General features: G+C 55.3%; 9 protein-coding genes. 3 read left to right on the plus strand and 6 right to left on the minus strand.

The annotated features are described in order from the left end of the window. Position 1 precedes the first annotated feature (1 nt). The 3 genes from IT781_RS12165 to IT781_RS12175 are packed head-to-tail and all read left to right on the plus strand — an operon-like array spanning position 2 to position 4,049. On the plus strand, positions 2–1,018 hold the full coding sequence (locus IT781_RS12165) for an ABC transporter permease (protein WP_194970431.1): 1,017 nt from the start codon (positions 2–4) through the stop codon (positions 1,016–1,018). A gap of 13 nt (positions 1,019–1,031) precedes the next feature. Beyond that, positions 1,032–2,783, plus strand: coding sequence for an ABC transporter ATP-binding protein (locus IT781_RS12170; RefSeq protein ID WP_194970432.1), 1,752 nt, complete (start codon positions 1,032–1,034; stop codon positions 2,781–2,783). Between the two features lie 12 nt (positions 2,784–2,795). Then, complete coding sequence (locus tag IT781_RS12175) at positions 2,796–4,049, plus strand: alginate export family protein (RefSeq protein WP_194970433.1); 1,254 nt, start codon at positions 2,796–2,798, stop codon at positions 4,047–4,049. On the opposite strand, the gene IT781_RS12180 is transcribed toward IT781_RS12175, so the two are convergent. The 6 genes from IT781_RS12180 to bstA all read right to left on the minus strand — a co-directional run bounded on the left by IT781_RS12180 (position 4,046) and on the right by bstA (position 12,866). Then, on the minus strand, positions 4,046–4,246 hold the full coding sequence (locus IT781_RS12180) for a hypothetical protein (RefSeq protein WP_194970434.1): 201 nt from the start codon (positions 4,244–4,246) through the stop codon (positions 4,046–4,048). The two genes, IT781_RS12175 and IT781_RS12180, sit on opposite strands and share 4 nt — an antisense overlap. A 756-nt stretch (positions 4,247–5,002) precedes the next feature. Continuing rightward, the gene (locus IT781_RS12185; RefSeq protein WP_194970435.1) at positions 5,003–5,614 is read right to left on the minus strand and encodes a hypothetical protein; all 612 of its coding nucleotides are present in this window, start codon (positions 5,612–5,614) and stop codon (positions 5,003–5,005) included. A gap of 746 nt (positions 5,615–6,360) precedes the next feature. Then, positions 6,361–7,962: a hypothetical protein gene (locus tag IT781_RS12190; RefSeq protein WP_194970436.1), complete on the minus strand. Its 1,602-nt coding sequence runs from the start codon at positions 7,960–7,962 to the stop codon at positions 6,361–6,363. A gap of 536 nt (positions 7,963–8,498) precedes the next feature. Beyond that, positions 8,499–9,311 (minus strand): sterol transporter outer membrane protein BstC, encoded by an 813-nt coding sequence (bstC, locus tag IT781_RS12195; protein WP_228779114.1) that lies wholly within the window; start codon positions 9,309–9,311, stop codon positions 8,499–8,501. A 4-nt stretch (positions 9,312–9,315) separates the two neighbouring features. Then, entirely contained in the window at positions 9,316–10,152 is an 837-nt protein-coding gene (gene bstB / locus IT781_RS12200; RefSeq protein ID WP_194970437.1) for a sterol transporter periplasmic substrate-binding protein BstB, read from the minus strand. Further along, positions 10,152–12,866, minus strand: a complete 2,715-nt coding sequence (bstA, locus tag IT781_RS12205) for a sterol transporter cytoplasmic membrane protein BstA (protein ID WP_194970438.1) — start codon at positions 12,864–12,866, stop codon at positions 10,152–10,154. The genes bstB and bstA overlap by 1 nt, the downstream gene beginning before the upstream one ends. Positions 12,867–13,158: the final 292 nt, after the last annotated feature.

Below are 13,158 nucleotides of genomic sequence, written 5' to 3' on the forward strand. Positions count from 1 at the left end.
TGTGAGCAATAAACTGATCCATTTTTTCAACCTGACCGGCCTGACCTGGTTCGTACCGCTCATCAAAATAGCGGCCGGCGAGAATCCCGCGCGCCAAGCCCGCGAGCTCTGGCTGATAGCGGGCGTGCCGATCATCGCCTTTATTTTGTTCCTGGGCCTTTGGAGTTTCTCGGCCTCCAAGGTCAACACCAGCCTGGGCGCCATTCCGGGCCCTGTCGCTGTCTGGCAGGAAATAGGCGGACTGGTGGAGGCGCATTATGCGGAACGGCAGAAAGAAGCCGCCTTTTATCAGCGCCAGCAGGCCCGCAATGAAAAGCTGCTGGCCGAGGATCCGGACGCGCCCGTCAAAATCCGGCCTTACACCGGCAAACCCACCTATCTGGACCAGATTTTCACGAGTCTCGGCACCGTTTTCACGGGCTTTGTCATCGCCACCTTGACCGCCATACCGCTCGGCATTTTATGCGGCATGAGCCCTATCTTCAACACGGCGCTGAATCCCCTCATCCAGATCTTCAAGCCGGTATCGCCGCTGGCTTGGCTGCCTATCGTGACGCTGATCGTCAGCTCCGTTTACGTCACGACGGACGATTCCTGGTTTGAAAAATCCTTCCTGACCTCGGCGATCACAGTCACGCTGTGCTCGCTATGGCCCACGCTGATCAACACGGCGGTCGGCGTCTCGTCCGTCGACCAGGACCTGATCAACGTCGGCAAAGTCCTGCGCCTGGATTGGCGCACGCAGATCAGAAAAATCATTCTGCCGTCCGCCCTACCCTATATTTTCACCGGCATGCGGCTGTCGCTGGGCGTGGGCTGGATGGTGCTGATTGCCGCCGAAATGCTGGCGCAAAACCCGGGGCTCGGCAAATTCGTCTGGGATGAGTTCCAGAACGGCAGTTCCAACTCGCTCAGCCGGATCATGGTGGCTGTTTTTACGATCGGCATTATCGGCTTCATGCTCGATCGCATCATGCAGTCGTTGCAAAAAGTATTTTCCTTCGGCCAAACACGCTAATCGGGAGGCTGACATGTCCGCGATCAAATTAAAAATTGTTGCCAATGAACCCGCCCTTCAGCCACCTGCCCCGTGCAATGACGCGCTGGCGCCGCTGCTGGAATTAAAACAGGTCTGCAAGTCCTACGGTACAGGCCAGGATAAAGTTTCGGTCCTGAAAGATATCAACCTCGATATCAAAGCCGGCGAGTTTATTGCCATCGTCGGCTTTTCCGGCAGCGGCAAGACCACGCTGGTATCGACGATAGCCGGTTTAATCGAAGCCGACAGCGGCGATGTGCTGAAACGGGGGCAGCCCATCAAGGCGCCGGGGCCGGACCGCGGCGTCGTGTTTCAAAATTATTCGTTAATGCCGTGGCTGACGGTTTTCGAAAACGTGGCCCTGGCGGTCGACCAGATTTTTAAGGACTGGCCCTTGGCACAGCGCCGCGCGCATACCGAAAAATACGTGCGCATGGTTAATCTGGACGCCGCCATGAATAAGAAGCCGGCGGAACTGTCGGGCGGCATGCGCCAGCGCGTCAATGTCGCCCGTGCTCTGGCCGCCAATCCCGACATCCTGCTGCTGGATGAGCCGCTCAGCGCCCTGGATGCGCTGACGCGCGGCCTGCTGCAGGACGAGATCCTGCAGATCTGGGAGCAGGACAAGAAAACCGTGATCCTGATCACCAATGACGTCGACGAAGCCATTTACATGGCCGACCGCGTCATCCCGCTTAATCCCGGCCCCGACGCCACGTTCGGGCCGGATTTCATCATCGACATCGAGCGTCCCAGAGACCGGACGGCCCTGAACCATAACGAGCGATTCAAGAAACTGCGCGCCGAAATCACGCAGTACCTGATGGCTGTCGGCATGAAAAAAAACCTGGACGCAGGCCGGGACAGCATCAGACTGCCCGACGTGCGGCCCAATACCCGCCACGACTGGCATCCGGACAATCCGGCCTTGAAAACCGGCCCCAGCAATTCAAGCCGGCCGCGCTATCTGGAGTTTTCCCAACTGTCGAAAACCTACCCGACGCCCGACGGCAACAGCACCATCAAGGTCGTTGACGGCTTCGATATGAAAGTGAAAAAAGGCGAATTCATCTCGATCATCGGCCATTCGGGCTGCGGCAAGTCGACCGTTCTATCGATGACGGCCGGTTTGAACAGCGTCTCGGAAGGCGTCATCATCCTCGACAATAAAGAGATAGACGGCGCCGGCCCGGACCGCGGCGTGGTCTTCCAGTCGCCCAGCCTGTTCCCGTGGCTGACCGCCTTTGAAAATGTCGCGCTGGGGGTCGACAAAGTCTATCCGCACGCCTCAAAACCCGAACGTAGCGATATCGTCGAGTACTATCTGACCCGCGTCGGCCTGGCCGATTCGCTCCATAAAAAAGCCGCCGATCTGTCCAACGGCATGCGCCAACGGGTGGGCATCGCACGCGCTTTCGCCCTGTCGCCCAAGCTGCTGTTGCTGGATGAGCCCTTCGGCATGCTGGATTCCCTGACGCGCTGGGAGTTGCAGGAAGTTTTGATGGAAGTCTGGGAGCGCACGCAGGTAACGGCGCTCATGGTCACGCACGATGTCGACGAAGCCATCCTGCTGGCCGACCGCGTAGTCATGATGACCAATGGCCCGCAGGCCCGGATCGGCAAGATTCAGGCTATCGATCTGCCCCGTCCGCGCACCCGCAAAGCCCTGCTCGAGCATGCCGATTACTATCAGTACCGCGAGAGCATCCTGTCATTTCTGGCCGAATGCGATCACACGCACTGACAAGGAGATTTTATGCGACGAAAAATATCATCCGGTTGCCTCTCGTCCACCTTGTTGGCGTTGTCCGCAGCCGCCGGCCCGGCCCCGGCTGCCGGCCTGACCGAGTCGATTGAAGAGGCGCTTAGCTTCAATCGTCACGGCAAAAACGGCGCGGTGAAGCTTGACCTGAATTACCGCTATGAAAACGTCAATCAGGACAAAGGCCCAGGCAACCCGAAAACGGCCAATGCCAATACCGTGCGTTTAAGGCTGGGCTTGCTTTCGCCCGTTTTCCATGGCCTGCAAGGTTATGCTGAATACGAAGGCAACTATGTGCTGCAGAGCGATTACAACAACGGACTGGGCAACAAACCCGAGTTTTCAACCGTCGCCGATCCTGATGCCAGCGAACTCAACCAGCTCTGGATCAGTTACGCCGGTATTCCCGGCACGCTTATCAAGGGCGGCCGCCAGCGCATCAAGCTCGACGATGACCGTTTTATCGGCAATGTCGGCTGGCGCCAGCTCGAAACAACCTATGACTCGGTATTGATCACGCACAACAGCCAGGCCCTGCCCGGATTGACCGTCAATGCCGGCTATATCGGCAACGTCAACACGGCCACGAGCACGACCGAGAATATCAATGCCCCGATACTGAATATCAACTATAAAGTCGGCAATTACGGCAACCTGATCGGTTACGGCTACTGGCTGGGTTACACGGAGCAGGAGAACTATGCCAAGTCGAACCAGACTTACGGCCTGCGCTTCGATGGCAAATCAAAGATCAATGACCAGCTGACCGCGCTTTATACGGCCGAATGGAGTTTGCAAAGAGACTATCGGCACAGCCCGGCCGATTACGAAGCCGGCCGCATCAATCTGATGGGCGGCTTGAATGCCTTTAACCTGATTACCGTTCGCGGCGCCATGGAACAGCTGAACGGCTATGGCGCCAACAAACGCTTCATTACGCCGCTGGGCACCAACCATGTCTTTCAAGGCTGGGCGGATCAATTCTTTGTCACGCCCAATGACGGCGTGCGCGATGTGTTCGCTACCTTGAGCACCGTCCTGGACCACGGCAGTCTGACGCTGACCGGCGTATTCCATGATTTCCACGACGACACTGGTCGAGTTCATTACGGCAAGGAATGGAATTTCATGGCGGTCAAGACATTCGGCAAGCATTATGCGTTAATGGCCAAATACGCTTATTACGATGCCGATCAGTTTTCAACCGATACCCAGAAAATCTGGATGCAGGTTAATGTCAATTTTTAATTGGCGTTCGACTGGATCGCTCTGGATAAAGGCTCAAGCTGGCTACCGTCACCTGAGAAAACTGCAAATCCGCCAACGTTCATGCTGATCGCGCGCGCAGCATAAACCAGCCAATCCGTAACAGGGTTGGCGGGTCTACGCTGCTTGCTGAATACAAAAGGCCAGTTATCCACAAAATCTGTGGATAAACTTGTCATCAACTCACACTAATGATGGGTAAGTTTTTGTAAATTATAGAGTTTGGTTAAATTGTCCAAAAAATAGCCAGACTTTGAATCAATGCCGGAAGCGGGTTAAAACGCAGCATCAATTCAAAGCGAGGGCGAATTGGCAGCATAATCAGCCGATTGCACCCAATTATCTGATCGGCAATTCGATGTAAGTTAGCCTAACCGAGCCGGTATCGGCGGCATCGCTTACCTTTCTGCCGAAAAGGATCGATTGTGCTTAGCCGGCGATTGACCTGTATTCCCGGCAGGCGGTTATCTGGTTGATTACCCACGGGCCTGGCACATGCAAGTCAGGTAGTGAACAATGCGCTAATGATGTCCGTTTGTTGGTGGAGACCGGTTAAGGGCTTGTTGCATAGCGATCGAAGCAGCCATATATATCGAAAGCCGCTGGCGCTATTAAAGCAGCACGGCTGTTAATTTGTAAAACTTTGAACTTGGCATGGCAGTTCTAAATACTGGTTGGGATTGAACCCCATGTTGACTGGCTCAAATCGGCCAAATAAGAGACAGACGCCGGTTTCAAGCGAATGGCAGGTTAGTCTTGAAAGCGGTCATTCAGTAGGTAACAATAAACGAAAAGTCGGACGGATGAAATTTAATAACGTCACGCATCACTGACAGCAAGAGGCTGCGCGAGAAATGAGCGAAGCTTCTTGCTGTCCGAGTGCATGCGATTGTTAGGTGCCTGTATGCACAAGCAAGACAATTTCGTTGCCCAATCTAAATTGTCTTTAGATATGCGTTGTAAATCAGATAATCATCTTGTGTAAACGCATTCTGATCAAAAAACTGGAACCCAAACTCTTTGTAGCTGATATTTGTTCGGTTGTACAATTCATTGTCGGTTGTCGACCAGGTTCCTATGTACTCCTCGTTATCTGGATTGAACATTTTGAATTGGGTCTGAGCCCAGTCCTTCGCAGTCATTTTGTCATAGCTATCATAGAGCTTACAGGCACCTGTAGTGTTTCTCCAGTTAAAGTACAATTGCGCACTACCGATGGTCGCATTGAGGACTAGGTTGCCAACTGAGTCCTGATACAGCTTCCAGCGAACCGCCCCTTCTGTTGTGCTCTTGGTTGCATACAGCCACTTATCGTCCGAATCAACATAAACGTACATGCTCGCACCATAGTTGTATAGGAAGCCTACGAAAGTTGCTCCAGTCGCTAATAGGGGCGCGGTAAGCCAGTTCATCGGTAGGGTTGGGTAAAGGCCTGCCAATTCCAAATCGAGCTCCGAATAAAGATTCTCATCGGGCTTGGCAGTGGAAGCTCTTAATTCTTTGACTTTGTTTAACACCCGTTCTCTGTTGACGATAGATGATGACATAATTTTCCCTTCTTCTTGTTGTTTACTTATTAGTTTAAAACCTTTTCACTATGCGATTGATATGCGCAATTTTTTTGCACCTAATGCGGAAGCTCACCCTCAGCGGCTAATCCGCTGTGAACTGATTGCCGACCACCTGACGACGCGGCATCCGTTTCGGTGATTGAGGCATAATAAATAATTATATGGCTCTCATATATCATGTCTGATTATCACACTCTAATCAACAGGCTCAGTACATTTATTCAGAACGTTAACTGCGTATCTTCCAGTGTCGAATGATATACGGCCTCTTCTTATCTTAGCGACTGCCTGATATCCGGCATTAACCAGCCACTGCGGCTGGACGGGGCATATTGCCCCGCCAAAGCGTTTGGCGTTGGTTAAGCATAGATTCTGAATTCAAACATTGCAGAAACATTAGGGAGGCCAGCTTGTAGAATGCTCTGAACGCAGTAATGCGCATCGATCGTGAACGATGCGGTTCGTGCCTCACCGCATCCTACCGCGCTCAATGCTGGAAGAGGGTTTAAACTTTGCGGCTGGACGGGGCATATTGCCCCGTCCATAACATTTGGCGTTGGTTAAGCGTAGCTTCTGAGCTCAAACATTGCAGAAACATTAAGGATGGGCGTATACCATCCCGCTTCAGAGATCATTTTCATCCCTACGAATGTCTGAACTTTTTCAAGCATTCAGGCTATGTTTCTGACTAAAAAATAAAGACTCCAGTTCAGCGCCTCCTATCAGCAGGAGTTCGGCGTGACTTTGATCACAAATGTCACGTCGAATGCGCCGCGGTGGTCTCGCACCGACCAAGACCGTGCTATTCCCGGCACCGGTACGAGAAGAGTGGCACCCTTGATGCCCGCGGGCATCAGTGCTGCGATAATGCTCTCGCTTGTGTTACCGCAGATCTTCAGGGTTTTCGTGGCCTGACGCGCAACGGTTGCGCGCGCGGAGCTGGTAAAGTCGCTGCGGAATACCACGAACGGCACGTTTGATGGTGCGTTTCTCCCCGGTGTTGCCGAGATCTCAACCAGGTGTCGCCGGGCCGCGCCGCGTTCGCAAGGGGTACCCGGAATATGGGGCGTGTTTACTCCTGCGTCTGTTCCGACCCATGTTGCCAACAGGCGACTAGGGGCCACAAAGGTCGGGTCCATAACTCGAGAGAGATGCAAGAGCCGGCACCATTCATGCCGAGTCTGGAGCCTGGCGTGATGCCGGGCGTCAAACCAATCACCTCCCCCGCCGCCATCAAGGTTCAAGTACCCCGCCCCGTCAAAAGTACGCTTGCTCGTGCCCGCGCTGCGCTTATCTCCATGACGCAGGCAGACGTTGTCGGGACTATCGATGTCGCAGTTGCCTCCAACGGGCGGGCACAGCTGATCACCTGGATGGCGGGGCGCCGCCGAAGTCATCAGGCCGCGAAGCTGCCGCCCATCGGCAATGGTGCCGGACGAGCCGACCACGGTCCTGTCGACAATAGAACCGTCCTCCGATGCTGCAAAAATCCGCCGATCTTGGACGATAGGCACCGCAGACGAGACGCGGCCGTTGGCGTCAGCAGGCAAGCGTACACTGACACCTGCTGGAGGATCGCCTTCGATGACCACAACGTCATCGAACAGGATCGAATATGGCGCTGGCAGTGCCCATAAGCCCAGGCTCGAATCAAAAAGACGACCGCGGATACCCAGTCCTTGAGGCGGCGTGGGGATCCAGTTCGAATGTGAATAGAAGTCCTGGACGCCATGCAAGATATGGCCGAACAGGCGGGCAGCTCGATTGGGATCTGCTGCCTGCGGTTCGCGCAAGGCCTCTACCACTTGCCTGTATCTTGCGTTGATGTAGGTGGCGCTATCGCGGAAGCGGCAGTTCTGTGCGTGACGTTCGGCAAGATCCGCCGCGTCGCCCTCGTCCTCGTCGAGGTTGCCCGCGACGATCGCATTGAGAATGCCGGAGGTCATGAATGGAAACGCGTTCCGCGTGATCCGCTCGTGAATCTCCGAAAAAAGGCCGTCAGTGCCAAAGGCCAACGCCGGCCGTGTAGTCGCGATGATCGTCACTGTGAGAGACGCACTGCAAAGAGCGGCAAGCATCAGCCAGCGTAACGCTCGTTTAAATTTTGAGCCCATTCCCTTCCTTCTGTTCCTCGTGAACAGGTCCCAGAACCCGCGCGTGACCTTATAGCCTTTCGCCTCGAGGTCGGATTGAAGATTCTGGACCTTGTGCCCGAGCGATTCAGGGAGTTGATGGGAAGTATTCGACCCATTATTTGAGTGGCTCATCGCAGGTGTGGAAACGATCATTTCAATGAGCACAAACCAAAGCAGGCGTAATCTCATAAGTCCTCCTCGACCATGATGGTTGAAGTGAAATGGAGCGCGGTGAGAAACGCTTGCGTTATTGATATGAACAAGCGTTTGACAAGATCAGGTCTTGCATCAGCATAGTTTTATGCTGCCATGATCGGCTTGTTGCAAGACGTGACTCATTTGTTCCGCTTTCGTTCCGCGAGCATAGATAGGATCACTTTTTAACTGACCCGAATCAATAAGCTGAGGAGAGTTCTTGTACCCTCTCGCGATTTTTCTTGCTTGATGCGAAGCCACGCTCATGAAGGTTTGCTGACACCCACTTTGAAAAGTGGCACTATTTCTGACCTCATGCTGGTCTCCGAAAAAGACTCCACAATCCCATCCATCATGGCTTTCTTCCACTGTTTTAAAAATGTGGAAGATTATCGCTTATAGTCGGAATGATTTTAATGCATAACCACTGATTGGAAGGCTGATTTGGCTCGCGCTGAAACAATCAACGTCCGATAGAGTTGAGGCTAATTTTATATATTGCCGGATCAAGTCCAGATTTCTACAGTTAATCACCGGCGCGACAATTCAGCCTCTCCAAGCTCCTGTACAAACATGGCAAATTCCTTTTGCCAGGCCTCCTTGTTGTAGCCCCAATTGCCTTCTGCCAATAGCTTCTCCCCCAATGCCAATTCGGCTTTTACTTGGCTCAGGTTAGCCTCATCGTCCTCTTCCCAAAGCGCCTGGGCATAAAACAAATGATTAATCGGATGCCCCGGATGCTCCTTGACTGCCTTTTCCAGCAGTTCCAACGCCTTGTCGAGATCGCCTATCCCGCCGGGCCAGGGCGGGGCTTTGAGATAAAGCGCCCCTAAAAGCCGCAGCGGCCCGCCATCGTCAATGTCCGGGCTCAAGGCCAGCGCCTGTTTCATCTCGCGTTCCAGCCGACCGAGGTTTTCCATGGCCAGCGTGATGTGTTCGCGCACCGCAAGGCCAAGGTTGGCCGCCAGATAGTAATGCACCGCCCCATCTTGGCCGCCCCCTTGCGCCAAGGCCGTTTCGGCAAAATCCACGCCCTCGGCGGCGAACTTTTCGCGTTTTTCCTGGTTTGCTTCGCGTTCGGCCAAATGCAGACATAGCCGGCTGCCCAGCGCGGTGCGGCGCACTGCAGGGTCCTGAGTGCCGCGCAGGACATTCACTGCGCAGAGCAAGGCATGGGTATCACTCAAAGGGCCGAGTTGATTTTGTTCGGCTAACAGCGCGTCAGCGTTCTGACTGGGGCAACCGGAAGGCAGGCCTGTCAGGATATGGTCGCGCTGAAGTCCGGCGCAGCCGACCATGAGCGACAGCATCGAAACGATAGGAAAAAGTCGTGTTTTGCGCAAGGCCTTATTTCCCCTCAGTCCACAGTTTAACCATAGGCTCGAACACGGCCGCATCCACGTTAACGAAGGACTCCACGCCGAACAGTTCGCATAGTTTTTTACCTTCGGCGTCAGTACACATCCCTTCCAGCGCCTTGCCGAAGCGGGCACGTTCTTCCGCAGTCGTGATAGCGCTGTTGGCCACTACGCCCATCAGCGGGATTTCCCCGGACTCGAAGACAGCTTCAAGCGGTTTCTCCCTATGCAGCGAGCCAAGTGCGCCGAATTGTTGTTCATTCACAATCACGGCGTCCAGTTCCCCTTTGTCCAAAGCGCGCAACGCACGGATGGCCTGATTGAACGGTTTCAGGACAAAGAAACTGGCGGGGTCGTATTTCCCCGCAAAAACGATCCTGCCGATGAAGGCCGGTTCTTCCAATACCGTGCCGCCCAGGGTCTTGCCTTTCAGTTCATCCAGACTCTTGTACTTATCCTTCTGGACCATTACCCGATAACGCTCGCTGGTGCGGCCTTTGATCCTGGGCTGGACCACCGGTACCAGGTTGTGCTGGCTTCGCAATTCCAAATAGAGGCCCAAGGACGTGATTGCGAACTTGGGATTTTTTTCGGCCATCTGCTTTCTGCATTCGTCCGGCTTGGTAATGAAGACGCTGTTGAAACTGTTCGCTTGCCACTGACCCACGCGTTCCACCACACGCAGCATGGAATTCATCGCGCCGTTGGCATCCTTGGCATTGACCGCTCCGCCGGGATAGCACACTACTATCATTTCGGGATTGGGCGCGGCGCCCGCGGCAATAGGAGCCAACAGGCTGGCGATAATTAAGCAGATTTTTCGCATTATGGTTTTCTCTTGGAATCGATTAATTGTCCGATGGCCGGAGCCACGATAAGGGTTGTGGTCAGGCAGCACAACAGCCCGATGGTGATGCTTAGCCCTAAGGATGACACCCCCCGGTAGCTGGCCAGGGTGATGGCGCCCAGGCCGGCCAATTCAGTGCCGGCGGCCAGTCCGATCACCTTGCCGGCAGCCAGGCTGACTTGTAAAGGCGTGCAGTCCTTCAATTCGCTCCAGCGATAGCTGAACCAGACACCGTAATCCACCGCCAGCGCAATCACCAGAGGCAAGGCGACGATGTTGGCGTAATTGTAGCGAATGTCGCCCAGGGCCATCAGTCCCAGCATCCAGCCGCCGCCGATCAGCAAAGGCAAGGTCGCCAGCGCGAAGCCCCGCACGCTGCGCGTCGCCGCCATGACCCAGAGCAGGCACAGCGCCAGGGCCAATTGCGTGCCCTGGGTGAAACTTTCCACCACCGATTTGGCAAGCGCCTGGTGCGTGGTCGGGAAGCCGGTCGCTGTGGGCGAGACGCTGTAGACGTCTTTGATCAACGCATCGAGATTGTCGGGATCATACACGGTTTTTGCCGGAAAAGCGTAGACTGCGATGCCGCCGTCAGCGCCAAAAAAGCGCTCGCGCAAAGTGGGCGGCAACTGCGCCGGCGTGAGGGGCTTGGCCTGCCGCCAGCCGTCGATGACTTTGAACCCGAAATTTGCATCGGACAGCAAGGCGCGCAAGAAGCTCTCGCTGCGCACTCGGCCTTGCTCGTTATCCACCGCGAGTTTGGCCGAGATGGCCGCAAGCTGCTCGCGCACGTTTTCCAGGCTTTCGACCAGGTTGGCATGTCCGGCGGAAAATGCCTGCTCCTGAGCTTCGTCGATGGTGGCGCTGCTGTTTTCCAGCACCGCCCGCATCAACTCGAATGATGTTGCGGACAAGCCCTCTCGGTCGAGTTCGGCGACTTGCTCGATGGAGTCGTTCCAGGCGAACGATTCCGCGATACTCACGGCCTTGTGGAGGCGTTCATCGGCATCCGCAGGAAACAGGCCGGCCAGCGACTGTACCTGGGCGATCGTCTTGAGTCTGCCCGCCTCATCGGCGATCCGTCGCGCCTCCGCCATATTTCGGGCGGTGAAAATGATGACTTCGGACTGGTAGTCGCTTTCCGCCACCATGCGGCGCTGGTAATAGGCGGCCTGGGAATCTTTGGGCAGCATGGCCAGCACGTCATAGTCGAACGGAATGGCGAGCCCTTTTACGCCGCCGATGACGGCACAGCCTAAGGCCAGCAAGACGAGAACCACGGCAACGGGTTTAGGGAATGCGCCGCTGCGTTTCGCTTTTTTTGCCGGAACAGGCGGTGTGCCTAACGAAGGGATATCCCTCAGCTTGGGCGGAAACAAGGCGTAAAGCGCGGGCTGGACCATCCAGGTACTGATCAGGATCATCAGCACGCCTTTGGCCGCCACCACGCCCAGTTCGGCAAAACCGGGGAAATCAACCGTGGCCAGGACGCTGAAAATCAGCAGCGAGGCGCCGCCCGCCGTCAGTACCGCTATAAAGGATGAACCGATGCCGGCTCCGATGGCTTCGATCAGGGGCTTGCCTGCGCGGCGCTCCTCGGCGATGCGCGAGGAGGTGAAGATGCCGTAGTCCGCTCCCAGGCCGAACAGGATGGCGATAAAAGCGGCGGTGATCATGGTCAAGTGACCGACCGTAACCAGGGCCAGCCCCAAGCTCCACAGCACGCCGAGCCCCATAGGGATGAAAATCAGCACGGCCCAGCGCATGCTGCGGACTACCCACAAGATCAATGCCGCGATCAGGCCGGCGGAGGTGAATATCACTAAAGTGATATCTTTGCGGATGTTGACGTATTCCTCGTACTCAATGGCCGGTAGTCCGGTCAGGCCCACGGTGGGCGGCGTGCGGCCGGCGGCCTTGACTTGCCCGGTCAAGTCCGCCGACACCTGTTTGACCTTGTCGACGAAAGGGCCGAGGTTGTTAAAATCTTCGGAATGGCTTTTCGGATGGACGAATAAAAACAGCATCCGCCCATCGCGCGATGCAAAATAGCCATCGGCCATGCCCCCTGCCCCGCTTTTGGCCAGCAGCCGGTTCCAGTCCAGGCTGGCGGGTGCTGTCTCCGAGTCCAGCCAGCGCCGCCACTCTTCCAGAAAAAACGTCGTCAGGTTCAGGCTTGCTTCGGCGCTTTGCAGATCGATGTCTGTCCCTGCCAGCGCCGCAGGGTCTTTGCTCCAGCTCAGCGCTTTGCGCAGGTTTTCTTCCATCCCTCCTTTGCCCAAGGCAGGCTGTTTTGCCAGTGCTGCAAGCTTGTCCAGTCCCTCGGTCGGCATCAACAGGTAGGCGTGGTCCAGAAAAAACTTCATGTCGAGACGGGATGTTGCCTGGTCTATCTCGGGCTCCGCCTGGAGTTTCGCAGACAGATCGTCGGCAAAAGCTTCCAGATCGCTGCGGGGAGCGCCCTCCAGGACAACGATCAGATCCGAGGCGGCGCCGAAATTTTTCAAAAAATCGTTAAAGCGCTTAGCCACGGCCGTATCCTGCGGAAGCAATGCCTGCCGTGAAGTATGGACCGGAAGCTGCGCCGCCGCCCAGCCGGCCAGAATCGATAATACCAAGGCCAATCCCAGGACCCGCTTGGGATTTCGGGCAAAACTCTCCGCGATCTTGGCGGCGCGCAGGTTGATTTTCATAGGCAGATGATTCTGTTAGTCATTCGCGGAAACAGCGAGGGTGCTTGTGCCCGCTCTCATCGTATCAATCCCAGGCAGCACCGCCCGAGATGAAAGCGAAAGCACGGAATGAAGAGCTTGAAGATCAAGACTTATGCAGTTTGCCTGTTCAACCGCCGAAACCAGCGATTTTAAAATCTGTGGGGCGACTTCGCCTAGAGCGCCTACTGTTGGTAGTCGCCCATTCAGAAAATAGGCGGCTAAAATCGCCACCACAGACTTGTGTAAGTTCTGAGGATCATAGTCACTGCTT

It is taken from the genome of Methylobacter sp. BlB1 (assembly GCF_015476545.1).
Taxonomy (GTDB): Bacteria; Pseudomonadota; Gammaproteobacteria; order Methylococcales; family Methylomonadaceae; genus Methylobacter.